Source organism: Phenylobacterium sp. (genome assembly GCF_024508875.1).
GTDB lineage: Bacteria > Pseudomonadota > Alphaproteobacteria > Caulobacterales > Caulobacteraceae > Phenylobacterium.
This window is the reverse complement of the sequence record NZ_JANINU010000249.1, coordinates 1-24,188: the sequence shown is the minus strand read 5'-3', so window position 1 is coordinate 24,188 and position 24,188 is coordinate 1. Positions and strand designations below refer to the sequence as shown.

Here is a 24,188-nt window from a genome sequence, read left to right as displayed (position 1 = left end):
CGCCGATGGCGCGGATGAACGGCTCGGCGCCGCGGTCCTTGTCGAAATAGGCGATCCGCGGCTTCAGGCGCTCGGCCTGGGCCAGCAGGAAGGTCAGCAGCACGGTCTTGCCCGACCCCGACGGGCCGATGACCGTGAAATTGCCCAGGTCGCCGTTGTGGAAGTTGAAGTGGTAGGGACCGAAGGCGGTGGTCTCCAGTACGGCGATGGCCGGGCCCCAGTGGTTGCCCTCCGCCTGGCCGGTCGGATGGTTGTGGAAGCTGGCGAGGCCCGCGAAATTACCCGCCGAGATCATCGCCTTCCGGGCGATGTATTTGAAGTTGGCCGGAAACTGAGCCCAGAAGGCCGGTTCCAGGTTCACGTCCTCACGCACGGCCACCGCCCCGGCTTCGGCCAGCGAGGACTGGATATCGGCCACGCCGGCGTCCAACTCGTCTAGGCTGTCGGCCTTGGCGAGGATCGTCAGGTGGTGTTCGCCATAGGCTTGGCGACCGGCGCCCACGTCGTCGCGGGCCTGGGCCAGTTCACCGCGCAGGCTGAAGGCGTCGTCCTCGGCGGCCTTGAGGCGGCGCAGCGCCAGCCCCATGCGGTCCAGCGCCACCTGGCGGTCGACGAAGGCAAAGCTCTCGGTGAGCACCATCTCCATCGGCAGGCGCAGCACGCCATCCAGCAGGCCGGGCGCGGTGCGCGACGGATAATCCTTCACGGAGACCATGGCGCCGAACGTGGACCCGTCCGGGCCGCCGCCGAATTCCATGGCGTCCAGGCCGAAGCTGAGCCGGCGCGTGGCGATGGCCTCGGCGAAGTCGCCGGTGGGGGCGAGGACGGGCCGAAGCTCGCCATTGAGGATCAGGCTCAGGAACTCGGCCGGCTCGGACCGCTGCGCGCCGCCGCCGGCGGTGTACAGACCGAGCGTCCGTGCGCCATAGGGCGCGAGCGCGGCGGCAAATGCCTCGCGGGTGGCGTGCAGGTCGCGCAGGTCGCGGGCCAGGTCGGCGTCGCGGTTGCGGCCGCCCTTGACGATCCGCTCGATGAGGCCGGCGCTGCCCTGGGTGGGTCGCATCACCAGCGTCAGGAAGATGTCGTTCACGTACAGCCGCCGGCTCGCGAGCTGTTCGCGCCAGCGCGTGTCGAGGGCGTGGCAGAACGGCTCCTCGGGCGGGGCCGGGAAGTTCGGCGTGACGCGGCGCCGGACGACGTGGTGGTAGATCGCCAGTCGCGAGCTGGCCGCACCGCGCAGCACGGTCTCGCGCACGGCCTTGCGATAGTTCAGCTCGTCGTCCGGAGCGGTCTCGAAGGGAAAGCCCGCCAGGTGCAGGGTCTGGACCAGCAGGCCGTCGCGCGTGCGGACCGTCACCTCGTCGATGTGGCCGAGGTAGGGCAGGCGGGAGCCTACCGACTGCTCGCGAGGAGCCAGGATCTTCGCCGCGCCGGTGGTGAGGAACGTGCGGCTCATGGGCGGTAGGAATTCCCGCGCCAGAAACTGTGGTTCTTCACGCGCGGACAGGTGGAAAGGCGCGTCACCCAGAGGTCGAAGAACCGCGGCTCGCGCAGGGATCCGACATAGCCCACGGCGTGAACCACCACCGCGATCAGCAGCGACCAGAACGAGCGCGTGATCAGGAAGGCCTCGGCCGTGACGATCAGGTTGAGCACGGCGTACGGATAGGTGACGCCGCCGATCATCTGGGGCCGGGTCAGCGCTGCGAACACCGGATCGGAGGCGAGCCGGCTCATGGCCTACATGCCCCCGGCGAGCGAGCGGATGCCCGCGACGATCGAGACGGCGCCGAAGATGATGAAGATGCCGACCAGCACCACGAGACCGCGCCGCCAGTCGAAGCGGCCGGTGAGCATCAGGTAGCCGATCAGGGCCACCGCGATGACGGCCGCCGTCGTCGCCAAGTTGCCGAGCAGTGTGCCCTGAACCCAGTTCAGCGCGCTGAGCAGCGGCGAGGAGCCGGCGGGATCGCCCTGGACCTGCGCATGGGCGGGACCGGCGACGAGGGCCGCGACCGCGGCGAGGGAGAGGAGCTTCTTCATAGGCCTCACTGGGCGCCGGCGCCCGCGGCCGGGGCGGCCGCCAGGCGCGCCATGATGGCGCGGACATAGGATTGCGTTTCGGCGTAGGGCGGCACGCCGCCGTAGCGCTCGACCGCCTTCGGACCGGCGTTGTAGGCGGCCAGCGCCAGCTTCACGTCGCCGAAGCGCCGGAGCTGCTGGGCGAGGTAGGCCGCGCCGCCGTCGATGTTGCTTCTGAGATCCGAGGCGTCCACGCCGAGGTCGCTAGCGGTTGTCGGTAACAGTTGCATGACACCGCGCGCGCCTTTCGACGAAACTGCCGCGTGATTGAAACGCGACTCCTGCCAGGCCACCGCCTCAACGATCTGGGCGGGCACAGCGTGGCGCGCCGAGGATTCGCGGATGAGCTGCACCACCTCTTCCGGCGCGGCGCGCATCAGCGGCGCAGGCTCGGGCGGCGCGATCGTTCTGACCTCCGCGTCGGTGTAGACGGCCGGCGCCGAATAGGTGGTCACGGCCCCATCGTCGCCGATGGAGAGGACCTGGGCGCAGGCGCCGGACGACAGCGCGGCCGCCAAGCCGAACACCACCGCGAACGCCGACGGTTTCGCCCTGCCGCAAGCCATGCCGAACCCCCATACCGAGCCTCCAGCCTAGCCCATCCGTGGCCGGCGCGGCCAGACCACAATGTCACAGAGGCGGGGGAGAGGCGCTTGCGGGGCGGCACGGCGCCGCTTCACGGAGCTGCCTGAAACAATCGTCCGCAGCCGGCTTCGCGGCCGCGTGCCGTCCGGATCGACTGTGGCATTCAGGTCGCGCGTCGGGACGGCCGGAGCTGAGCAATAGAAGCGTCACACTTCTGTCGGTGGCCTGTCATGACCGGCTCCTAAGAACGATCCCGGCTGCGGGGGACAGGTCCGGGGGTGGCTTCGGTCGATGTTCCTGCGCGCGCGCTTTTGACGCCTCGGCGGGGAGATTGAAGAATGGCCGGCAGGAAGTTCAGTTTGTTCATGGTCGCCTCGCTGAGCGCGCTGGCGTTGGCCGGGTGCGGCGCTGACGACATTTCGTCGCCCGGCACGGGCGGCAACGTCACGATCAACAACGGCAATGGTGGCGCCGGCAACAACGGCGGCAACAACGGCGGGACCGGCACGATCACGCCGGCCTCGGGCTGCCCGACGATCGACGATCCGCAAGGCCTGAAGGACGATGGCACGATCACCGGCCCGACCGGCACCTACCGCGTCTGCACGCTGCCGGCGCGCATCAACAAGTCCATCCGCCTGACGAAGATCTCGGGCCTGCTGTACCAACTGGCCGGCCGCGTGGACGTCGGCACGGACGGCGGCTTCACCGCCAGCGGATCGGACACCAACGTCACCCTGACGATCGACCCGGGCGTGATCGTCTTCGGCGGCACGGGCCAGTCGTGGCTCGCCGTCAATCGCGGCAACAAGATCAACGCCGTAGGCACCGCGACCGCGCCGATCATCTTCACGAGCCGCGACAACGTTCTCGGCCTCAACGGCGAAACCTCGCAAGGCCAGTGGGGCGGCGTGGTGCTCATGGGCCGCGGCAAGGTCACCGACTGCACCACCGGCTCGGTGTCGGCCGGCACCTGCGAACGCCAGACGGAAGGCTCGGCCGACCCGGCCCGCTTCGGCGGCGCCAACGACGCGGACAACAGCGGCCGGATGTCGTTCGTTCAGATCCGCTACTCGGGCTTCGTGCTCGGCGCGAACGTCGAACTCCAGGCGCTCACCACCGAAGGCGTCGGCTCGGCCACCGTCCTCGACCACATTATGAGCTACAACAGCTCGGACGACGGCTCGGAACACTTCGGCGGCTCGCCCAGCCTGAAGTACTACATCTCCGTCGGCGCCGACGACGACAGCCTGGACGTCGACACCGGCGCTCAGATGAACGTCCAGTTCGCCCTGCTGATCCAGCGTGCAGGCGCCGGCGACGCCCTGTTCGAGATCGACTCGAACGGCTTCGAGACCGACACGCCGCGCACCAAGCTGCAGGTGTCGAACTTCGTCGGTATCCAGAGCGCTGTGAGCAGCAACAACGAGGCCAACGACCAGGCCGCGTCGCTCTTCCGCGGCAACTCGGACGTGACGCTGGTCAACGGCGTGATCAACACGCCGAACAACGAATGCATCCGGATGAACGGCTCGGGCTCCACGCCCTCGACGCTCACGACGCAGTCGGTGGCCCTGAACTGCAACGCCACGAAGTTCCTGGGCACCGGCAGCTACACCGCCGCGCAGGTGAGCGGCTTCTTCGCCGCGGGCACGAACAACAAGGACGCGTTCACGCCCACCTTCACCAGCCTGTTCGTCAACGGCTCGAACGAGACGGGCGTCCCGGCCTTCGCCTCGACCGGCCTGGGCGCCTTCTTCACGGCTGCGGCCTACATCGGCGCCGTCAAGGACAGCTCGGACACCTGGTACCAGGGCTGGACGTGCAACAGCACGGCCGCGAGCTTCGGCACGGGCAACTCGGGCAACTGCTCCTCGCTGCCGACCACCTGATCCGCCGCCGGACTTAGTTCGAGGGGGGCGGCCGGCGACGGCGGCCCCCTTTCTTCACAAGACTCGTTGCCTTGAAGGGATCGGAAATGATCACGCGGCGGCTCACGTCCCTGTTGCTGCTTTCCACCGCGCTGACCGCGCCCGCGCTGGCCCACGCCGCGGATCAACCCGCCGCCGTGCCATCCGCGGCCTCGGCCGCGACGCCGGCCGCCGCGACGCAGGAGGATCCTGAGGTCTCGATCCCGGGCGTCTCGGAAGTGGTCGTCACCGGCACGCGCGCCAACGTCGTCCGCTCGACGTCGCAGGTCGTGTCGGTGCTCTCGACCCAGGATCTGGCGCGGAGCGGCGAAGGCAACATCGCCGGCGCGCTGACCCGCCTGACCGGCATCAGCCTCGTTGGCGGCGGCTACGTTTATGTCCGTGGTCTGGGCGACCGCTATTCGCTGGCGCTGCTCAACGGCTCGCCGCTGCCCAGCCCGGAGCCGCTGAAGCGCGTCGTCCCGCTCGACCTGTTCCCGAGCAGCATCGTTTCCTCGGCCATGGTGCAGAAGAGCTACTCGCCGAACTTCCCCGGCGAATTCGGGGGGGGTGTCGTCAACCTCACCACGCGGTCGATCCCGAAGGACGGCTTCTTCACCATCGGCGCGTCCATCTCGGCGGACAGCGAGACCACCAACCAGCTCGGCTACACCTACTATGGCAGCAAGACCGACTGGACCGGCTACGACAACGGCAACCGCGACACGCCCTCCGCGCTCGCGGCCTTCCTGGCCAGCGGCGAGCGCATCAGCTCGGGCAAGGTGGATACCGCGAAGATCGCCAGCCAGCTCGTCACCGGCCGCAACGCCGTCCTGCAGAAGGACAACCACCTGCCGCCGAACTTCTCGGTCAACCTGGCGGGCGCGCGGTCATTCGACCTCGAGAGCGGCAACCTCGGCCTGATCGCCGCCGCCGGCTACAGCAACCGCTGGACGACGCGGGACGCGGTGAACCAGACCTCGCTGAATGGCGACCTGGAGGACCTGGAGTCCGACTTCCGCCGGATCACCACCCAGAACCGCATGATCGTGAACGGCCTGGTCGGCCTGGCCTACGAGTTCGGCGACACGGGCCAGAACAAGATCCGTTGGACCAACGTCTATATCCACGACACGATCAAGCACGCGCGCCGCGGCCTCGGGAACCGCAAGGGCACCGACGTCGACTACATGCCGCAGGATACCGCCTGGTACGAGCGGCAACTGATGGACACCCAGCTCGTCGGCGAGTTCAAGCCGACGGACAACCTGTCGATCGACGTTCGCGCCAGCTACGCCAAGACCAAGCGGGACGCGCCGTTCGAGCTGTCGTTCGAATATGTGCGCACGAACGTGGCGGCCGACCCGTTCGGCCAGTACTTCGTCAACCGGCTGAACAACGGCAACAACGGCGACGCCAAGATCAGCTTCTCCAAGCTGGACGAACGCCTTTGGTCCGGCGGCGCGGACGCCTCGTACCGGTTCTCGGACGACCTGTCGCTGACGGTGGGCTACGCCTATGCGGACACCCGGCGTGACAGCTCGCGCCGGGACTTCCAGTTCCAGGCGCCGAACACCTTCCCGGGCGGGGTGGACATGTTCCGGCCCGACCTGCTGCTGCAGCCGTCGGTGATCAACAACTTCGGCATCACCATGGTCGAGAGCAACGAAGGCAGCCCGGCCTTCCTCGCGACGCTGAAGAACCACGCCGGCTATGTGAAGCTGAACGGCACGCTGGCCGAGACGCTGAAGGTCGACGTGGGCGTGCGCTACGAGACGGCGAAGGAAGAGGTCGCGCCGATCCGGGTGTTCAACACGCCCGGCGCCTCGACCGCGGCGACGAACCTCGACAACGACTATTGGCTGCCGGCGGCGACGGTGACCTGGTCGATGCGCCCGGACATGCAGCTCCGCGCCAACCTGTCCAGGACGCTGGCCCGGCCGCAGTTCCGCGAGCTGATCTTCCAATTCTACTTCGACCCGGACACCAACCGGCAGTACCGCGGCAACCCGCTTATGGTGGATAGCGAGCTGACCAACGGCGAGCTGCGGTACGAGTGGTACTTCGGGACCGACCAGCGCCTGTCCGCCGCCGGCTTCTACAAGAAGATCAAGAATCCGATCGAATCCTACGTCTCGGGCGAGTCGTTCATCACCAGCTTCGCCAATGCGCCGAAGGCCGACCTCTACGGCATCGAGCTGGAGGCGCAGAAGTACTTCGAGGTGTCGGACTGGCTGCAAGCCGAGATGTGGGCCACGCGCCGCTTGCTGGTGACGGGCAACTACACCTTCTCCAAGTCCGAGCTGCAGGTCTCGGCAAGCGACAAGGTCGCGGTCTTCAACTCCAGCTCGACGCTCGCCACCGACTTCTTCCGCGACGGCGCGCCGCTCACCGGCCAGTCGAAGCACGTGGCCAACATGCAGATCGGCTTCGAGGACAGCGACCACCTCTCGCAGCAGACGCTGCTGATCAACTATGCCAGCAAGCGTGTCACCAGCCGCGGCTTGGCCAACACGGGCCAGCCCGACATCTTCGAGCATCCGGGCTTCCGCATCGACTTCGTGGCCCGCCAGGGCTTCGAGGTGGCCGGGCGCGAGTTCGAGCTGAAGTTCGAGGCCCGCAACCTCACGGGCCAGAAGTACAAGGAATTCCAGGAGACAGCGGGCAACCGCGTCGACGTGAACACCTACAAGGTCGGCCGGGTCTTCACCCTGTCGGCGAGCACCACGTTCTAAGCTGCTGACGGAGGAGGGCGGGCGCTCTCCTCCACGGTGCGCCGGACGGCTCAGCGCTGGCCGGCGGCGCCGTATTCCGCATCGCGCGCATCCTCGTCGGCGGTGTCCCCTTCGGGACGGCTGCTGCGCAGGAGCCTGGCGATCTCGTTAGGGGCCAGGCGAAACAGCAGGCCGATGGCGCGCATCGAATGGCCGCGGCGGTGCATGTCACGCGCGAATTTCAACTGATGCTGCGTGAGAGGGGAGTCGGTCGGGCGAGGACGTTTCTGGCCTGCCTCTCGGAAGGGCTTACGGCTCTCATGGTCGGCCAGGAGCGCCAGGGCCCGCGGGATCGCAGCGACCGGCGCGAGCACCTCCACCTGCGATCCGCCGACGATCTTCAGCGTGACACCGGCCTCGAAGAAGCGGCGCATGAGGCGGGCCAGCTCGCCCGTCGTGGCGTCCAGGCTTTCCAAGCCGTGGACCACGACCTCGTCGCCGCGCTGGAGCCCGGAAAGCAGGGTCAGGAGGCTGCGATGATTTGCGGCGGGCGGCTCGCCCTGCTCGAGGAGGATGTCGCAGCCTGCCGTTTCGATCAGGCGGCGCTGCACGCTTGGCGCCGGCAGGTCAGGTGACGTTCGGACGACGCCGTAGCGCATTCCGCGAGGCTCCTTGCCGCTCAGACGAGTCGCAGGAAGCTCCAGCCCCGTCCCCCAATTGCTCTCGTGCACAGTATCTTTCACGCGAGCGACAGTTCGATGAAGGGCGAGCGAGGAGTTGGTGACAGCGGCCTCGCGCCGCCCGGCGCCTGCTGTCGCAAACGCGTCGCGAAGCGCCGGGGCGCGGCCCGGCTCGCGTCAGGACGGCGCGGTTTAGCTCGGCGAAGGTGCGGCCAGAGGATCGGTCGCATCCTCAGGGGTCTTGAACGGCGCCTCATCCGCGGCCCCCGCCTCGCTCGGCGGCAGGCGGGCGGGTGGGCGGCCCGCACGGGCTGCCTGCACCATCTCCCCGGCGGCCCGGATCACCACGTCGGGACGGTCGATCATTATCAGATGCGAGGACAGCACCGTCTGCTGGGACCCCTGGTCCGATCCGCCGGCCAGCATTTCGTGCTGCAGTTCCAGAGCCGACCGGGGATTGTCGAAGCCGTACTTGGGTGCGGCTGCCGCAGTGTCGGAAGCCGTGATCACATAGGTCGGCACGGCGCGCAGCACGCCGCCGATACGTGCGACCTGCTCGGAGGTGCGGCCGTAGAGGTTGTCGAGTTCCGAGAGTTGCGCGCGCCAGGCTTCCGGCCGCCGCGCCGTGGCGGCCGCCCAGGGATCGGGGTTGGCGCCGACGCAGTTGGCCCACCGCCGGTCGCTCAGAGGCGGCTGGGGCTTTTGCTCGGCGACGGCCAGGCACTCGCGCGCCACGGCGCGAAGGCCGTCCAGGCCATCCGGTCGGCCGGGCGCGGCCCGGCGTTCGACGGTCGGGTCCAGAAGCACCAGGCCCTGCACGTCGTCGGGGCGCCGGGCGGCGAAGAGGCGTGCGTAGAGGCCGCCCGCCGAGTGCCCGACGACGATGAATGGCCCGTCGATCCGCGCCGTGCGCAGGGCGTTGTCCAGGTCGCGGGCGATGGAGGCCCCGTCGCGCGGGTCCGGCCCAGCGTCGCTGAACCCCATGCCGGCGCGGTCGTAGGCGCAGACACGCGTGGTGCGCGATAGGGCAGGCTGGACGGCGAACCAGGCCTGGGACGTGGCGCCGTAGCCGGACTCCAGCAGCACCGTAGGCGAGCCGCGCCCGGCGCAGCGCAGGAAGAGCGTGCGGCCGTCCTCCAGGCGCACGCTCTGGCCCGATTGCCGCGCTCGCTCCGTAGCGGCCAGGTCGGCGGAAGCGCCGTCGCGGCAACCGCCCAGGGTGAGCGCTAGCGCCACCGCGATGATCCGAAGCCGTGGCGCCGCCATTGAGAGGTCCTTGCGTGTCGGGGGAAGGCTAGAGCCTTCCCCTTTCAAATGGAATTTGAAGGCGAGAGCCGGCCTCCACTTCGGCGAGTCGCGCTCCAGCCGCTCACGACCGGTGGGGGGAACCCGCTTCGGCGGCCGCCAGTGGCGCACGCTTGCGGCGCCACGGCCATGCCGTCCTGCCGGACCGCACGGCGTCGAACAGGTTGAAGCCCTGCCAGACGGCCAGCCCGAGGCCGACCGACACACCGAGGTTCAGCGGCAGGCTGCGCCAGCCCAGATGCCAGTAGAAGAGCCATACGGGGATCACGTGGCTCAGGTAGATGTAGAAGCTGGCGGCCGCGATGCTGCTGACCGCCCGGTGGATCGGGGCCGGAAGGGAGAGACGCGGGGCCCACAGGAGCGCAGCGGTGAGGGCTGTCAGCCAGGCGATGTGCGACAGGTTCGAGGGCGGCGCAACGGCCGGCCAAACGACCGGGATCCCGAAGACGCCCACCACCGCCAGCCCGCCGACGACGGCGGTCATGATCCGGCGACGCGAGGGGCTGCGCGCCTCCTGCAGGCACCAGCCCAGCATCAGCAGGTAGCCGACGGCGTCCGGCGTCCTGGCGCCGACGGCCGTATGGTCGAATGCGGCCTGCGAGGCCATCCGCAAGAGGACGAGCGCCGCGAGCGCGGTCAGGCCGAATCGCCAGGAATCCTGGCCGATCACCCGCCGCACGGGCCCGATCCGCGCCAACAGGGCCATGCACAGCATGAGCTGCAGCAACACCTCGAGGAACCAGTAGGGTTCCATCGAGCTGCCGAAGCGTCCGAAGAAGTTGCTGACCAGCAAGAAGGACGGAAGGTCGAATTCGCGAGCCAGCAGGGTGAAGGCGACGAGCAGCGCGTAGTAGGGCGCAATGACACGCTGCAGGAACGGAAGGACGACGCTCCAGCCATCGCCCGCGGCCAGGCGCGCGCGCTGGTAGCGGGCCATGTTGTAGCCGGCCAGGACGAGCAGCACCTCGGCGCCGCCGCCCACCGGCAAGGTCGAAGCGTGGGTGGTGACGACGGCGAGGATGGCGGCGGCACGGATGACCACCTCAGTCTCGATGCCGCGCATTCGCCAGGGGCCGCGCGTCGTGGCGCGCCTCGACAGTGCGCGCAGTTCGCCGACCGACAGGTTTTCCCAGTTCTCCGGCAGGTCGCCCAGCGCTTCCTCGAGCGCCAGGGAGATCGTGACGTAGTTCAGGGAGTCGCCCCCGAGGCCGACGAAGCTGTCCTCAGGGTTTATCGTGGCCCTCGGAAAGGCCCGCGCAAAGGCGCTCAGGATCGTGTCGCCGGCGGCGCGGGGTTCTGCCGGGGCGGCGGCCTCCTCGGTGGCGCGGCGCAGGACGGCGGGATAGTCCACCTTGCCGGACGGAAGCCGAGGCAGCTCAGTCCAGTGCGCGATCCGGAACACCGTCTCCGGCAGGCCGCAGGCCTGGGCGAGGGCGCGCACGACCTCTGCGCCATCGACCTTCGCAGTGATCGCCAGGTGGACGGCGGCGTCGTCGCTTACGGCCACGCCTGGCGCGCCGAGTTCGGCCATCTTCGTCTCGACCTGGTCCAGGGCGACGCGCAGGCCGAAGATCTTGGCGAAGCGGCTTTTGCGGCCCGCGATCCGATAGAGCCCCTCCGGCGTGCGGCACGCCAGGTCGCCCGTCCGCAGTTCGTCGAGTTCCGGGCCCCGCCCCAGGTCGTCCGCGCCGAGGGCGTAGCCCATCATCACGTTCGGCCCCGCATAGACAAGCTCGCCGACGACATCCGGGGCCTCGATGGGCTGGCCCTGGGGATCTTCGAGACGGAAGCAGCCGCCGGGGATCGCCACGCCGACGCAGTCGGGGTGCGAAGCGGCGTGCTCGGGCGGAAGATAGGCCATCCGGGCCGTTGCTTCGGTCTGGCCGTACATCACGTAGAAGCGTACGCCACGCTCGCGGCTCCAGTCCGCGTAGGTGCGGACGAGGGCGGGCGGCAGTCGTCCGCCAGCCTGCGTGATGGTCCTGAGGGATGGAAACGCGCGCTTGCGGAAGCCGCCGCGCTCCAGAAGCTCGAAGGTGTGGGGCACACCCGCCAGTGAGGTGGCGCCATGGGCCGCGAACGCCCCCCAGAATTCGGGGCTGACCACCGAGCGGTCGGTGAGGATCAGGCTCGCGCCCTGCGCCAGGTGCGAGTTCACGACGGACAGGCCGTAGCTGTAGTGGAACGGCAGCGAGGTGATCGCTCGATCGGAGGCGGCGATTTCGAGGTAGGCGGCGATCGAGGTCGCATTGGCCTCAAGGTTGTGGGTGCTCAGCCGCACCAGCTTCGTGGCGCCCGTGGTGCCCGAGGTGGAGAGCAGGAGCGCCAGGTCCGGGTGCGGGGCGATGTCCCGGCGGGCGCGCCGCTCCAGACGCCAGCCGCCGTCGGTCGGGGCGAAGATCGCGTCCGGCGCGAAGACCTCGGCGAGGGCGGCGTGGTCACCGCCCGACGAAGTGAGGATCGCCGGCGTGCCGGATCGCAGCGCGCCGAGGTAGGCGACGAGCGCCTTGAGCTCGTTTCGCGCCTCGATCAGCAGCAGGCGCGCGCCAGCGAGACGGGCGGCGAAGGCGTCGGCACGCTCGGCGAGCGCCGCGTAGCTCACCGTCTCCCCGTTGGAGGTGACGACCGCGACGGCGGCCCCGAACAGCTCGAGCCGCCCGGCGAAGCCGCGGTCCGCGCCTCCCGCCTCGAAGTGCAATCCCGCCCGCAACCTGTCCCTGCGCCCCGTCCGCGTCCGGCGTGAGCGGCCCCTTTGGGCCGGCCACGACAGGCGATCCGGCGAAGCTTGTCACGGCAACGCTTGCCGGACACCTAATTCCCTTGGGATGAGGCTCGCGGACAGATGCCAGCGCGGCGATGAAGCGTCTACAGGGCGGTCGGCGCGGCCTCGTGCCGGCGATTGCGGCGGCCGAAGATCGCCACGAGCCTGTTCCAGGTCATCCAGGCCAGCGTGCCGCCCGCCAGTGCGAAGACGACCTGCAGCAGGGGGCTGTCGGCAATGGCCAGCCAGTGCAAGATCACGCTGATCTGGAAGTGGGTCAGGTAGATGAACAGCGAGGCGCCCGACAGCGTATAGACTAGGCGGGCGACCGGTCGCGGCAGTGGAACGCGATGCACCAGCAGCATCACCAGCACGCCGCCGCCGATGGCGAGGCCGGCGTTCAGGTAGAAGAAGTGGGAAGCCGCCATCGCGTAGGGCAGGGTCAGCGCCACGACGATCCAGGGTCGCAAACGTCCGGACGCGCTGGCGGCCATGGCCCCCAGGGCGAAGGTGGCCAGGTGCGTCGTCGGCAGGTAGTGGACCATCGCCAGAGGCGCCGCGCCCTGGCTGTAGAAGTCGGGATACATGAAACCCGGCAACACGAACCGTCCCACGCAGCCGGCCAGGAAGAGGACGAGCGCGACGCCGAACCTGTCGAGCCCGAGAAACGAGACCCGGCTGAGCGCGGCGATCGCCAGGCCGGCGATCAGGAAGATCTGCAGGATGCAGTCGACGAACCAGAGATAGAATTCGTTGCCGCCCCAGTCCGGCGGGCTGAGCTGGGAGTAGTCCCGGAAGTTGCCGTAGAGCAGCGGCGAGGACGGGTCGGGATGCTGGCCGGTCACAAGCTTCGCGAGAAACAGGCTGGACGTGTAGAGCACCGTCGGCAGCAGGACGCTGGCGAGGACGCGCCAGACCGGCCTGGCCGAACGTGTCTCCACCGCTTCCGCCAGTTGCAGGCCACCGAAGAGGAAACCCGAGACTGCGAACAGCGCGGCCGTGGCGCCGCCGCCGTAGTTGACCAGGCTGAAGTGTCCCGCGACCACCAGGAAGATGGAGACGGCTCGGATGAGCATCGGGGTGTCGACCTGCGCGAGCCACGTGGGCGTCGCGCCGCTCTCGGCGGCGAGTGCGCGGATCGGCATGTACTGCCAGCCCTCGGGCGCCGCCCCCAGGACCTTCTCGGTCGCCAGATAGACCTGCACGTAGCTCAGGCTGTCGCCGCCGAGCTTGAAGAAGCTGGAGTCGGCGCTCACGCGCGCCCAGGGCAGCAGCTCCTGCCACTTGGCGACCAGTTCGGCCTCGCGCGGGGTCGCCGGCGGGTCGGCGGGCGCCGTTGCTTCAGCGGTGGGAGCCTCGGCGAGGCCCCGAAGCGCCTGGCGGTCGATCTTGCCGTTCGGGAGCAGGGGCAGGGCGGGGAGGCGGCGCACCGCCTGTGGCAGCATGTAGTCCGGAAGGCGCTGGCCGATGTGGGCCAGCAGCGCGGCCTCCGGCTCGTCCTCGAGGTCGGCGCCGGCCACGAAGGCGATCATTTGCGTCGCGCCCTGGCGGTCGATGGCCGTCACATGCGCCTGGTCCACATTCGGATGGGACGTCAGCGCGGCGGCGACTTCCGAGAGATCGACGCGATAGCCGCGGATCTTGACCTGGTCGTCCTCGCGCCCGAGCGCCATCACCGAGCCGTCCGGGAGGTGCACGCCGCGATCGCCGGTGTAGTAGGTCTCGGGCCCATCGGGGCCGCCGACGCCGCGGTCGCGGTTCTGGCCGCCGCCCAGATAGCCCAGGCTGAGATAGGGCGATCGCACTGCGATCTCTCCGACCTCGCCCACCCCGCGCGGCTTGTGCTCGCGGTCGACGACGATGAGCTGGAAGCCGTCCGCGCCGCGACCGATCGGCGCATGGCGCCAGGGGACGCCCACCTCCACCCGATGGAAGCCCGCCGCCTGCGGGGTCTCGGTCGAGCCGTAGAAATTCACATTCTCGGCCGCCGGCGCGTGGCCGCGGACGTCGACGAGCAACTCGGGAGGCAACAGATCGCCGCCCCAAAAGATGTAGCGCAGCTCGCGCAATTGGGCGTGCTGGTGCGGGGTGCTGACGAGCAGGCGACCCATCGCGGGCGTGGTGTGGCAGACCGTCGGACGGGCGTGGTCGAACCACCGTCGTAGGCCCCCGGGTTCGAGGATCACGGCCTGTTCCGGCACATGGATCGACGCGCCGATCGAGAGCGGCGTGAAGATGTCGCGCAGAAGGGGGTCGTGCGACAGCCCCGACAGCAGCGTGAAGCGGTCGGAGGGGCCCAGCCCGAAGGTCGCCGCCTGCCAGGCCACGAAATGGCTGAGTGGGCCGTGCGAACAGACAACGCACTTCGGCGCGCCTGTGCTGCCCGAGGTGAAGAGCATGTAGGCCGGGGCATCGGCCTGCGCCTGGTCGAGCCAGGTGGCGTCGTCCGCGCCCACCGCGGCCGGATCGGCCGTAACGAACTTCGCTCCATAGGTGGCGGCCAGGTGCGCCGCCATGGCGCGCGGGGCCTCGCCGTCGGTTCCCATGACGGCCTTGGGCCGGACAATGTCGTTCAGCGCCTTGAGGCGCTCGTCGGGATAGGCGGCGTCCATCACCACGAAGATGGCGCCCGCTCGGCTCGCGCCCAGCATCGTCCAGACCAGGGACGGTTCACGGGCCGCGACGATGGCGACGGTTTCGCCGGCCTGAACCCCAGCCGCGCGCAGGCTGTGGGCGACCTCCCGCGAGAGAGCTTCGACCTCGGCGTAGGTCCACCGCTCATGTTGGTGCGAGATCGCCAGGGCATCGGGCGTCGCGCGCGCCTGCTCCAGGAAGCGCGCGCAGATCGGAGGCTGCCGCACGGCCTGCAGCGGCTCGCGCGGGTCGGGCAGGACACCCGGCGTGGCGAGCGCGGCTGAAGACGTATCGCCGATGGGGGCGGTCACGTCGCGCGCCAGCGCCTCCGCCAGATCTATGACCAGTTGGCCGGCTGCCTTGACGCGATCTTCCCCATAGCTGTCGGGCTTGTAGAAGACCACGAGCTCGAGGCGCTCTCGCGTGCGGACGAACCGAAAATTGAGGTCGTAGTCGCTCTGGCTGTCGGATACGTCGCCGGATGAGATTTCGAGCCCGCTCGCTGTGGGCCCCGGCAGGTTCGGGAACCAGTTGACCCCGAACTTGGGGTGGATGCCGAACTCGCGGATCAGATGGTGATAGGGGAACGCCTCCGACGCCACCGCGCCGCGCGCATCGTCGCGGACCCGGCGGGCCAGTTCGGCGATGCTGGCGCGCTCGTCCACCGACTCGGCCAGCACCAGGGCGTTCGAGAAAGATCCGATGACGCCCTCGGCGCCGGCGAAGCCGCCGCGGCCGTGGCTCTGGAACGCCGTCTGGACATCCTGCGCTCCGGTCAGGCGTGAGAGCCCCACGAGGACGACGGCGTAGAGATAGAAGAACAGGGAGACGCCGATCGCCCCCGCCGCGGCTTCGGCCGCCGCCAGCGCTTCGGGCGAAACCTCCAGTCGGACCCGGTCGTCGTCGCCGAGGCGCGATGCGTCGCTGCGGTCCGCCGGCCAGCCCACGGCAGTCGGTGCGCTGGCGAGCCGCCTTTCCCACGCTTCGCGCGCCTCGGCGTAGGCCTCGGATGTTGGCCATTCGGGGTCGACCACCGAGCTGAAGGTGCGGACCGGCTGCAGGTCGCGGCCGGCGTAGCGGGCGAAGACCTCGTCGGCGAAGATGCGCGACGACTGGCCGTCCGAGATGCTGTGGTGGAGGCTGAACCCGAACACGTGCCGATCGGGTGCGAGCCGGATCAGCACGAAGACCTTCAGCGAAGCGGGCGACAGATCGGGCTCGCGGAAGAAGCGTTCGCGCAACAAGCGGCGCACTTCGACCTCGTCGGCGTCGGGAGCCTGCACGAGCTCGAGCTGCGGCGCGACGCGGTCCTCGACATATTTGACGAAGCCGCCTTCAGGCGTGGCGCCGAAACCGGTTCGCAGGGCCTCGTGCCGGTTGCAGACGTCGACGATGGCGGCGCGGAGACGGGCGACGTCCAGTTCGCCCACGATCCAATGCCACCACGGGATGGCGTAGACCGGCGTCGTCATGGCCTCGGCCAGGACGTAGCGCTCTTCGTTCTGGCTGAGCGGCGAACCCTGAATCCTTCGCCGGCCACCACGCAGGGCCGAAAGCCACTCGAACGACATCGGAAGATCTGCCCCTGCTACACTAACCCATGGGCTGCCGGTCTCCCGTCCGGCAGCCTACTCTCGCCCGTCCCGCGTGTGCTCCTACATCTCAAAGATGCTGTGGCCAAAACAAGGCCGCACGATTTACGGCGGACGCGTTCGTGCATAGGTTTTGAATCGAGAACGGAATATTACGAGTCGGGCTCATAGGCCTGCCGCCATCGACCCGCTTGCGGCGGCGCGAGATGTGCATAGGTAGGGCCGCAGAGGCCGTCCGGGGGAACGTTACGTGGAAACCGTCTACGATTGGATCACCGTTGCGATCTTCGGGGGGCTGGTTGTCCTGTTCCTGCACAGGTCGGTTCAACCCGGCGAGCCGCAGGACACGATCCTGCACTACCTGCCGCCCGCGGTGGGCTGCGCGGTGGCCAACTGGTTTGGCAACGAAGGCCAGGGCCTGGTCTCCTTCCTCATCGTGCTGGGCGTGCTCGTCTATATCGCCCTGGTGCTCAAGCCGTTCGGCCTGAAGTTTCCGGGCGGCAAGGGCTAACGGTCCAGCCCGTAGCGGTACAGCAACCGCACGCCCACGTCGCCGACGCCTGGGTTGTAGTCGCCGGCGAGCTTGCCGTGGCTGAGATGAATCCAGGACAGCTCCACCGAGAGCCGACGGGTGGCCTTCCAGCCCACGGAGAATTCCGGCTCGAACAGGACGCGTGAGCCCAGGTCCAGCTTGGTCTGGAAGTCGCGGATTCGCTTCAGCCGCTCCTGCGGCGTGATCCCCGGCTCGTTGGGAGACGGGAAGGCGACGCGGCTGTCATGGATCGCCAGGCCTATGCCGGGCTGGACGTAGACGCGCTCGCTCAGGTGGAAGCGCCAGGCCAGACCGCTTGCCAAGTAGTCGGTTCCGCCGGCTGTGTTGACGCCGACCAGCAGGTGCACGCGGGGACGTCCGAGGAACTTCAGCTCGTCGAGCGCGGTGGTCCGCACCCCGGCCACGATCTGGGCGCCGTCCTCGAACTTGCCGTACGAGATGCCGTCGTCCACGTCGTGGGCGTAGACGCCCGCGAAAACCTCGCCGGCGGCGGCGGGGCCAGCCGTGCAGGCGATGGACATCGCGACGGCGATCAGGGCGACGCGCGCCATGCAGGGTTCCTCGGGCGGACGGCGCGTCGCGCCGGGCGGCAAGGTTAGCGCACGGCTCCGCTGTCGCCCAGCAGGCAGGGCGCTGTGCGCAGGATGATCGCCACGTCCAGCCAGAACGAGCGGCGTTCGACGTATTCCAGGTCGAGCGCCACGCGGCGGCGGACGTCCTCGGCGGTGTCGACCGGGCCGCGCGAGCCGTTGACGGCGGCCCAGCCGGTCAGGCCCGGCTTGATCCGATGGCGATGGGCGTAGGTCTCGACCAGCTTGCTGGCTTCGGCGCCGCCGCTCAGCATGCCGATGGCGTGCGGGCGGGGTCCCACGATCGACATCTCGCCGGTGATGATGTTGAAGATCTGCGGCAGCTCGTCGAGGCTGGTCTTGCGGATGAAGCGGCCAACCTTGGTCACGCGGTCGTCGTTGGCGCTGACCTGGCGGGCCGCCTTGTGGTCGGTGGCCTCGGTCCGCATCGAGCGGAACTTCCAGACCAGGAATTCCTCGTTCATGTAGCCATGGCGGCGCTGGCGGAAGAAGACCGGCCCCGGACTGTCGAGCTTGATGGCGATGGCCACCGCGGTCATCAAGGGCGCCAGGGCGATGACAGCCAGGGTCGACAGCGTCACGTCCATCACGCGTTTCGCCAGCAGGTAGCCCGACTTCTCGGCCGCGCCCGAGACGTGCATCAGGTCGAAGTCGGCGATGCGGCCGATGGCCTGGGTTTCGGTCTCGTCGTCTGTGTCGTCCAGCAGCAGTGAGACCGGGTTCGGGATCGGCGCCAGCCGCTCCAGCAACTGGGCGATGCGCGCACTGGCCTTGGGTGGCACCGTGACCACGATCCTGTCCACGTAGGGCAGGATGCGGTGGTCGATCAGGTCGGCGGTCTTGCCCAGCACCGGCACGCCCAGGATATCCGGGCCGACGCGGTCGCGGCGATCGTCGAAGATGCCCAGGATGTTGATGTCGCGGGTCTTGAGCGCGCGCTTGATCAGCCGCTGGGCTGACGCCGTGCCGCCCACGATGATCAGGTTGGGGGTGAGCAGACCCTTCTTGCGCAGGTCCTTCAGAATGGCGCCCCACAGCAGGTGTGTCGCGGTGATCGCCGCGGCCGCCGCGGCCACCCAGGCGGCGCAGCCGATCGCGGGGAAGGTTGGGTCCAGCAGACCGCAGACGGTGCCCGCGCCGCCGCCGGCCGCAGCGGTCGCAATCAGAAGGCGGCCGAAGCGCCGGCGCGCGCGCTCGCGGGTGCTCATGGCGTACGCGCCGGTGGCGACCAGCAGGATCACGGCCAGGATCGGCGCACCGATCCACATGACCTTCGGCAGGTCGATCAGCCGGCCTGCGACGAACGAAGCGACCAGCAGGGCCGCGGCGTCGCCCGCCTGGAAGAGGCGCGCGATGCCGGCGCCGGAAACACGGGACCTGACAGGCTGCAGCCGCTCGGGCCGCAGCGGGCCGCGGGCGTGGCGCACGGGCGCCGCCCGGTTGTCCTTTGTCGCGCGGAAGGCGCCGGTGTCGTCGGCCATTCTGGCTTCCCCAAACTGTCGGCGGGGAACCTAAGCGGCCCGGCTGAGCGATCCGTTAATCCAGGCGAACGCCGGTCAATAGGCGCGGGTGTCGCCGAAGATGAGGGGCAGGGTGCGCCAGACGATCTTCATGTCGAGGCCGAACGACCAAGTGTCGATGTACTCGTTGTCGGCCTCCACGCGATCGATGATCGCCTGCAGTTCCTTGACCTCGCCGCGCAGTCCACAGACGGCGGCGTAGCCCGTCAGACCCGGGCGTGCGCGGAAACGCCGGTCGTAGCCGGGCACCATCTGGCCCCACATCTCGTCGTGCGCCACGGCGTGCGGCCGGGGGCCGATGAGGGACATGTCGCCGCGCAGGACGTTCAGCAACTGCGGCAGTTCGTCGAGGCTGAGCTTGCGCAGGACGGCGCCGAGGGCGGTGACCCGCGCATCGCCTTTGGTCGCCTGTCGGACGGTCTCGCCGTCTTCGGCCACGGTCATCGTGCGGAACTTGAAGACGGTAAAGATCTGGCCGCCGAGGCCAGTGCGGCGCTGGCGGAAGAGCGCCGGGCCCTTGCTCTCCAGCCGAACCAGCAGAGCGATGGTCAGGAGCAGGGGCAGGAAGACCAGCAGCGCACCCAGGGCCATAGTGACGTCGAAGGCCCGCTTGCGGCGGCTGCTCGCGCAGGCGGCGTCCGTCGAAGGCGCCGGCGGAGGGGCCGTAAGGGCGACCGCGGGCTTCGCGGTCGGGGTCGGTGGCCAGCCGGCCGCCTCGGCGTGCGCGTGGGCGTGAAGCTGCACCAGCTTATTCATAGCAGACCCTGCGGTTCGGCCGGTCGGCGGCGTGGAGACCGTTGAGGAAGGCGTCCATCGCCTCGGCGCTCCAGAGGCGCACGCGGAGCTTGGGGCCCTGGGTGTCGATCTCGGTGGAGATGTGGGCGTCGCCATCGACGTCGGCCGCGTGCGCGCCGACGAAGCCGTAGAACGCGGCGCGGATCCGGTCCGCGTCGTCTTCCGCTCGAAATCGCGTTTCAAATCCGGACATTTCCCCGACCGCCCCGTCGATTACGCAGGCCTCGCAGCAAGAGCCGCGCCACGGGTCCCGTCCCGCAAAGCTGCGCAATCGTGGCTATATTCGGAGCCGAGGGCCGTTCGGTTGCAGTCAGGGTTGATAAATCGTCACCAACCGCCGCCGGCAGGGGGGGTCAGTAGGCCTGGGGATCGCGGAAGATCACCATGGCGGTCTTGGCCAGGATAGCGACGTCGAGGCCAAGCGACCAGCTATCGATGTAGAGGTTGTCGGCGGCGATCCGGTCGCGCATGCACCGCAGGTCCTGGATTTCCCCGCGCAAGCCGTTGACCTGGGCGAGGCCCGTCAGGCCGGGCTTGGCGCGGAAGCGGTCGACATAGGCAGGGATCAGATCGCCGTAGTAACCGTCGTGGGCCAGCGCGTGGGGGCGCGGTCCCACCAGCGACATGTCGCCCTTCAGCACGTTCAGGAACTGCGGCAGTTCGTCCAGGCTCAGCTTGCGCAGCACCGCGCCGACGGCGGTCACGCGGGCATCGCCCTTGGTGGCCTGCTTCACGTTGGAGCAGTCCTCGGTGACGGTCATCGTGCGGAACTTGTAGATCGTGAAGATCCGCCCTTGGTGACCCGTGCGGCGCTGCCGGAAGATCACCGGGCCGTGCGACTCCAGGCGAACCGCCAGGGCGATGCAGAGCAGCAGGGGCAGGAAAATCCAGAGCGCGACCAAGGCGCCCATGATGTCGATGGCGCGCTTGCCGAGGCTGGAGGCGACGTCGACGGGCTCGGGGGCCAGCAACGCGCGAACGGTCGGCTCGTTCGCCGACGCAGCAGAACTCACGGTCCTGGCGACGATGTCCGTCATCCGAAACGCACCCGATCCACTCGCCCCCTCGGCGCCACCGATATTAAGGTTGCCGCCTCGTTAGCCCTTTTCTCAAACGAACTGTTCACGCTCGTCGGTACTTAATGTGACACAGCCCGAGAAATGGGCGGTGTCGAGGTCGAAAAATGCCGTCCGACGTATCCGTCGAACTGGTCACCCAGGTTGCCGAAGCCCGGCCGGCCCGCCGTATCCCCGTGGGGTTCGGCTTGGCCATCGGCGCTGGCGCGTCGCTGGCTCTGTGGACCTGCATCGGCCTCGGCCTGCGCGCGCTCCTCGCCTAGCGCCACCCGCCCGAAGGACGCGCGGCGCTCAAAAGCGTACGCAGACTTATACTTAAGGCGTTTTAGCGATACCGCGCCGCAAGGGCAATGAAGGCCGTTCGCGGCAGGCGAATTATCCGCCTGTGCGCGCTTGCCCCCCGTGGGGACGTGGAAGGCGGTTGCGATCGGCGCGCAAGGCGATAGGTGAAGCCCGCGGCGCCCAAGCCGCGCCGGAGTCCGCCACTGCCTGCTTTCCGAGATCTCGCGCCGCCCGCCGGTGGCTTTACCGACCTGCGAGCCGCGGCCGGATGGTTCGACGCTTGGCTGAGACGCGCGGCGCTTCCCCTGTGGGCTGATGCCGGTGTCGATCCCGTGAGCGGAGCCTACCGCGAGGCCCTGACCTGGGAGGGCAAGCCGCACGATCCGCGGCGGCGCGCCCGCGTGCAGGCCCGGCAGGCGTTCGTCTATGCAACCGCGGCGCGGGAAGGGCTCTGGCCGTCGGATGCGGCCGCGCGCCGTGCGCTGGAGACCTTCCTTGAGAAGGCGATGCGGGCTGACGGCCTGGCCATGGCCATTCTCGACCCTGAGGGCGCGCCGGTGGATTCGACCGCCTACCTCTACGAGCATGCCTTCGTGCTGCTGGCGCTGTCGGCTCTGGGCGACGAGCCGCGGGCGCTGGCCCTGCGCGAGCGCCTGCAGGGCTTCCGACATCCGGCAGGCGGCTTCCGCGAAGCGGGAGAGCGGCCATTCCAGGCGAACGCCCAGATGCACCTGCTGGAGGCGGCTCTCGCCTGGGAGGCGGCCGGGCGCGACGGCGGCTGGGCCGCGCTGTCCGACGAACTGGTCGCGCTGGCCATGACCCGGTTCATCGCGCCGGGGAGCGGCGCCCTGTCGGAATTCTTCGACGCCGAGTGGGGCGCGTTGCCGGGGCCTGCGGGCCTCGTCGAGCCCGGCCATCAGTTCGAATGGGCTTGGCTGCTCGAGCGCTGGAGCCGGCTCCGCGGCCGGCCGGAGGGCTCGACGACCGCGCAGCGGCTGTTCGCGGTGGGGCGCAAGGGCTTCGACCGGCGCCGCGGCGTGGCGGTGGATGCGCTGACGGACGATCTGGCGGTACGCGATGCGGCGGCCCGGCTCTGGCCGCAGACCGAGCATCTGAAGGCGGCGCTGATCCTCGGCGACGACGCGGCGGCGCTGGAGGGCGCCAACGGGCTGCTGGCCTACCTCGACACGCCGGCCGTCGGCGTCTGGCGCGAACGCATGCGCGCGGACGGTGGCTTCATCGAGGAGCCGTCGCCGGCTACGTCGTTCTACCATCTCTACCTGGCGGTCCGCGAACTGGGCTCGTTCGCAGGCGAACCGTGCTAGTCAGCGGCCGATGGTGCTGAACCCCTTCACCCGGACCCCCGCCCGCATCGCCGTGATCGGCCTCGGCTATGTCGGTCTGCCGCTGGCCGTGGCCTTCGCCGCCGAGCACGACGTCGTGGGATTCGACGTCGGTCAGGCGCGCATCGACGAGCTCTCGCGAGGCGAGGACCGGACGCTGGAGGTTTCGCCCGAATCGTTGAAGGCGGCCGCGCGCCTGACCTTCACGGCGGACCCTGCCACCCTGAAGGGCTGCAACGTCTTCATCGTCACGGTGCCGACGCCGATCGACGACCACAAGCGGCCGGACCTTTCGGCGCTGATGGCCGCGAGCCGATCGGTCGGCGACGCGATCGGGGAGGGCGGGGTCGTGATCTACGAATCGACCGTCTATCCGGGCGCCACCGAGGAGGACTGCGTTCCCGTGGTCGCGCAGGTCTCGGGGCTCGCCTTCAACCGCGACTTCTTCGCCGGCTACAGCCCCGAGCGCGCCAATCCGGGCGACCCGCACCACCGCCTGGCCGACATCGTCAAGGTGACGGCCGGCTCGACGCCGGAAGCCGCGGACTTCGTGGACGCTCTCTACGCCTCGGTGGTGAAGGCCGGCACGCACCGCGCCAGTTCGATCAAGGTGGCGGAGGCGGCGAAGGTCATCGAGAACACCCAGCGCGACCTGAACATCGCCCTCGTCAACGAATTCGCGCTGATCTTCCACCGGCTGGGGGTCGACACCCAAGAGGTGCTGGCGGCGGCGGCCACCAAGTGGAACTTCCTGAATTTCCGGCCCGGGCTGGTCGGCGGCCACTGCATCGGCGTCGATCCGTACTACCTGACCCACAAGGCCGAAACCGTGGGTTACCGGCCCGAGGTGATCCTGGCTGGCCGGCGCATAAACGACGGCATGGGCGGCTACGTCGCCCGCGAGTTGGTGAAGGAGATGATCCGGCGTGGCGCGGCGGTGAAGGGCGCGCGGGTTCTGGTCATGGGCCTGGCGTTCAAGGAGAACACGCCCGACCTGCGCAATACCCGCGTCATCGACATCGTGCGCGAGCTTGCAGACTATGACGTGGCGGTCGACGTCTGGGACCCCTGGATCGATGCGGCCGAAGCGCGACACGAGTACGGGTTGGATCTCGTCTCGGACCCACAGGATGGCGCCTACGACGGGATCGTGCTGGCCGTCGCGCACAGGCAGTTCGCCGAGATGGGGCGCGCGCGGATTCGCGGCCTGGGGCGGCCCGGCGCGGTGCTCTTCGATGTGAAGGCGACGCTTCCCAAGGGCGCCGCGGACCTCCGCCTCTAGGGAAGGCGCCGGGCTTTCGTGCAAGGCGCCGAATTGCCGGGCGCCTGTCACCGAACAGTTGTTTCGACCAGCTAGACCGTTTCGCACGCCGCGGGGGCGGGCCAAGGTGGCCTTGCCCTTCGGGGCGTTTCCTCCCTGAACTTGCCGCGCCCCAAAGGCGCGGCTTTTTGTTTGCGCCGACCTCCACGAACGTGGGCCGGCACGAAAAAGGCCGCGGGCGAACCCGCGGCCTTTCCGTGCGCCGGCCTCGACCTAGAAGGTGTAGGCGATCTTCCCGTAGTAGTAGCCGCCGTTGATCCCGAAGGAAGAGAACGTCGGATACTGGGTCACGTAGCCGTTGGCGTTCCCGGTCAGGAAGGTGTTCCGGTAGGCCGGGTTGAGCTTGTCCGGGTACTTGTTGAACAGGTTGTTGGCGCCGATCGTCAGCTTCACGGGCTCGATGATCTTGTAGCTGATCTCCAGGTCCGTGATGAACGTCGAGCCG

At 69.1% G+C, this 24,188-nt stretch carries 19 protein-coding genes and 1 pseudogene; 6 read left to right on the top strand and 14 right to left on the bottom strand.

Annotated elements, in window-relative coordinates:
- From Q0L11_RS17690 to Q0L11_RS17675, 4 genes and pseudogenes are all read right to left on the bottom strand, one after another.
- A pseudogene (locus tag Q0L11_RS17690) lies at positions 1-1,456 on the bottom strand (VirB4 family type IV secretion/conjugal transfer ATPase); the annotation flags it as partial.
- Entirely contained in the window at positions 1,453-1,737 is a 285-nt protein-coding gene (locus tag Q0L11_RS17685) for a type IV secretion system protein VirB3 (RefSeq protein WP_296598970.1), read from the bottom strand. The pseudogene Q0L11_RS17690 and the gene Q0L11_RS17685, both read right to left, overlap by 4 nt.
- 3 nt (positions 1,738-1,740) lie before the next feature.
- Complete coding sequence (locus tag Q0L11_RS17680; RefSeq protein WP_296598969.1) at positions 1,741-2,043, bottom strand: TrbC/VirB2 family protein; 303 nt, start codon at positions 2,041-2,043, stop codon at positions 1,741-1,743.
- A gap of 5 nt (positions 2,044-2,048) precedes the next feature.
- A complete protein-coding gene (locus Q0L11_RS17675) occupies positions 2,049-2,648 on the bottom strand; it encodes a lytic transglycosylase domain-containing protein (RefSeq protein WP_296598968.1) in 600 nt (199 codons plus the stop codon).
- Positions 2,649-3,005: 357 nt separating this feature from the next.
- Here Q0L11_RS17675 and Q0L11_RS17670 point away from each other — a divergent pair, with 357 nt between their 5' ends.
- Both Q0L11_RS17670 and Q0L11_RS17665 read left to right on the top strand, forming a co-directional pair.
- Positions 3,006-4,559, top strand: a complete 1,554-nt coding sequence (locus Q0L11_RS17670; protein WP_296598967.1) for a hypothetical protein — start codon at positions 3,006-3,008, stop codon at positions 4,557-4,559.
- An 86-nt stretch (positions 4,560-4,645) separates the two neighbouring features.
- Positions 4,646-7,312, top strand: a complete 2,667-nt coding sequence (locus tag Q0L11_RS17665) for a TonB-dependent receptor (protein ID WP_296598966.1) — start codon at positions 4,646-4,648, stop codon at positions 7,310-7,312.
- Positions 7,313-7,362: 50 nt separating this feature from the next.
- On the opposite strand, the gene Q0L11_RS17660 is transcribed toward Q0L11_RS17665, so the two are convergent.
- From Q0L11_RS17660 to Q0L11_RS17645, 4 genes are all read right to left on the bottom strand, one after another.
- On the bottom strand, positions 7,363-7,950 hold the full coding sequence (locus Q0L11_RS17660; RefSeq protein WP_296598965.1) for a hypothetical protein: 588 nt from the start codon (positions 7,948-7,950) through the stop codon (positions 7,363-7,365).
- A 213-nt stretch (positions 7,951-8,163) separates the two neighbouring features.
- Positions 8,164-9,237: an alpha/beta hydrolase gene (locus Q0L11_RS17655; protein ID WP_296598964.1), complete on the bottom strand. Its 1,074-nt coding sequence runs from the start codon at positions 9,235-9,237 to the stop codon at positions 8,164-8,166.
- A 103-nt stretch (positions 9,238-9,340) separates the two neighbouring features.
- Positions 9,341-11,986 (bottom strand): AMP-binding protein, encoded by a 2,646-nt coding sequence (locus tag Q0L11_RS17650; RefSeq protein WP_296598963.1) that lies wholly within the window; start codon positions 11,984-11,986, stop codon positions 9,341-9,343.
- Between the two features lie 155 nt (positions 11,987-12,141).
- Positions 12,142-16,242: an AMP-binding protein gene (locus tag Q0L11_RS17645; RefSeq protein ID WP_296598962.1), complete on the bottom strand. Its 4,101-nt coding sequence runs from the start codon at positions 16,240-16,242 to the stop codon at positions 12,142-12,144.
- 271 nt (positions 16,243-16,513) lie between these two features.
- Here Q0L11_RS17645 and Q0L11_RS17640 point away from each other — a divergent pair, with 271 nt between their 5' ends.
- A complete protein-coding gene (locus Q0L11_RS17640) occupies positions 16,514-16,774 on the top strand; it encodes an XrtV sorting system accessory protein (RefSeq protein ID WP_296598961.1) in 261 nt (86 codons plus the stop codon).
- Here the strand turns inward: Q0L11_RS17640 and Q0L11_RS17635 are convergent.
- The 5 genes from Q0L11_RS17635 to Q0L11_RS17615 all read right to left on the bottom strand — a co-directional run bounded on the left by Q0L11_RS17635 (position 16,771) and on the right by Q0L11_RS17615 (position 20,758).
- Complete coding sequence (locus Q0L11_RS17635; RefSeq protein WP_296598960.1) at positions 16,771-17,367, bottom strand: acyloxyacyl hydrolase; 597 nt, start codon at positions 17,365-17,367, stop codon at positions 16,771-16,773. The two genes, Q0L11_RS17640 and Q0L11_RS17635, sit on opposite strands and share 4 nt — an antisense overlap.
- A gap of 44 nt (positions 17,368-17,411) precedes the next feature.
- Positions 17,412-18,887 (bottom strand): exopolysaccharide biosynthesis polyprenyl glycosylphosphotransferase, encoded by a 1,476-nt coding sequence (locus Q0L11_RS17630; RefSeq protein WP_296598959.1) that lies wholly within the window; start codon positions 18,885-18,887, stop codon positions 17,412-17,414.
- Between the two features lie 75 nt (positions 18,888-18,962).
- Positions 18,963-19,682: a sugar transferase gene (locus Q0L11_RS17625; RefSeq protein ID WP_296598958.1), complete on the bottom strand. Its 720-nt coding sequence runs from the start codon at positions 19,680-19,682 to the stop codon at positions 18,963-18,965.
- Positions 19,675-19,914 carry a hypothetical protein gene (locus tag Q0L11_RS17620; RefSeq protein WP_296598957.1) on the bottom strand — a complete coding sequence of 80 codons (240 nt, stop codon included), beginning with the start codon at positions 19,912-19,914 and terminating at the stop codon, positions 19,675-19,677. Before Q0L11_RS17620 ends, Q0L11_RS17625 begins: the two co-directional genes overlap by 8 nt.
- A 160-nt stretch (positions 19,915-20,074) precedes the next feature.
- Entirely contained in the window at positions 20,075-20,758 is a 684-nt protein-coding gene (locus Q0L11_RS17615) for an exopolysaccharide biosynthesis polyprenyl glycosylphosphotransferase (RefSeq protein ID WP_296598956.1), read from the bottom strand.
- 146 nt (positions 20,759-20,904) lie between these two features.
- On the opposite strand from Q0L11_RS17615, the gene Q0L11_RS17610 reads away from it, so the two are divergent.
- The 3 genes from Q0L11_RS17610 (at position 20,905) to Q0L11_RS17600 (ending at position 23,704) form a co-directional block, all read left to right on the top strand.
- Positions 20,905-21,060, top strand: coding sequence for a hypothetical protein (locus Q0L11_RS17610; RefSeq protein ID WP_296598955.1), 156 nt, complete (start codon positions 20,905-20,907; stop codon positions 21,058-21,060).
- 351 nt (positions 21,061-21,411) lie between these two features.
- A complete protein-coding gene (locus Q0L11_RS17605) occupies positions 21,412-22,404 on the top strand; it encodes an AGE family epimerase/isomerase (protein WP_296598953.1) in 993 nt (330 codons plus the stop codon).
- 10 nt (positions 22,405-22,414) lie between these two features.
- A complete protein-coding gene (locus Q0L11_RS17600; RefSeq protein WP_296598952.1) occupies positions 22,415-23,704 on the top strand; it encodes a nucleotide sugar dehydrogenase in 1,290 nt (429 codons plus the stop codon).
- Positions 23,705-23,956: 252 nt separating this feature from the next.
- Here the strand turns inward: Q0L11_RS17600 and Q0L11_RS17595 are convergent.
- The coding region (locus Q0L11_RS17595; protein WP_296598951.1) for a TonB-dependent receptor at positions 23,957-24,188 on the bottom strand (232 nt) is incomplete at its 5' end.

Excerpts from the sequence above, each read along its gene's own strand:
- Q0L11_RS17615 (WP_296598956.1), bottom strand. The coding sequence starts at position 20,758 with ATGACGGACATCGTCGCCAGGACCGTGAGTTCTGCTGCGTCGGCGAAC.
- Q0L11_RS17625 (WP_296598958.1), bottom strand. The coding sequence starts at position 19,682 with ATGAATAAGCTGGTGCAGCTTCACGCCCACGCGCACGCCGAGGCGGCC.
- Q0L11_RS17660 (WP_296598965.1), bottom strand. The coding sequence starts at position 7,950 with ATGCGCTACGGCGTCGTCCGAACGTCACCTGACCTGCCGGCGCCAAGC.
- Q0L11_RS17685 (WP_296598970.1), bottom strand. The coding sequence starts at position 1,737 with ATGAGCCGGCTCGCCTCCGATCCGGTGTTCGCAGCGCTGACCCGGCCC.
- Q0L11_RS17620 (WP_296598957.1), bottom strand. The coding sequence starts at position 19,914 with ATGTCCGGATTTGAAACGCGATTTCGAGCGGAAGACGACGCGGACCGG.
- Q0L11_RS17670 (WP_296598967.1), top strand. The coding sequence starts at position 3,006 with ATGGCCGGCAGGAAGTTCAGTTTGTTCATGGTCGCCTCGCTGAGCGCG.
- Q0L11_RS17675 (WP_296598968.1), bottom strand. The coding sequence starts at position 2,648 with ATGGCTTGCGGCAGGGCGAAACCGTCGGCGTTCGCGGTGGTGTTCGGC.
- Q0L11_RS17630 (WP_296598959.1), bottom strand. The coding sequence starts at position 18,887 with ATGGCCGACGACACCGGCGCCTTCCGCGCGACAAAGGACAACCGGGCG.
- Q0L11_RS17610 (WP_296598955.1), top strand. The coding sequence starts at position 20,905 with ATGCCGTCCGACGTATCCGTCGAACTGGTCACCCAGGTTGCCGAAGCC.
- Q0L11_RS17680 (WP_296598969.1), bottom strand. The coding sequence starts at position 2,043 with ATGAAGAAGCTCCTCTCCCTCGCCGCGGTCGCGGCCCTCGTCGCCGGT.
- Q0L11_RS17665 (WP_296598966.1), top strand. The coding sequence starts at position 4,646 with ATGATCACGCGGCGGCTCACGTCCCTGTTGCTGCTTTCCACCGCGCTG.
- Q0L11_RS17635 (WP_296598960.1), bottom strand. The coding sequence starts at position 17,367 with ATGGCGCGCGTCGCCCTGATCGCCGTCGCGATGTCCATCGCCTGCACG.
- Q0L11_RS17600 (WP_296598952.1), top strand. The coding sequence starts at position 22,415 with ATGGTGCTGAACCCCTTCACCCGGACCCCCGCCCGCATCGCCGTGATC.
- Q0L11_RS17645 (WP_296598962.1), bottom strand. The coding sequence starts at position 16,242 with ATGTCGTTCGAGTGGCTTTCGGCCCTGCGTGGTGGCCGGCGAAGGATT.
- Q0L11_RS17655 (WP_296598964.1), bottom strand. The coding sequence starts at position 9,237 with ATGGCGGCGCCACGGCTTCGGATCATCGCGGTGGCGCTAGCGCTCACC.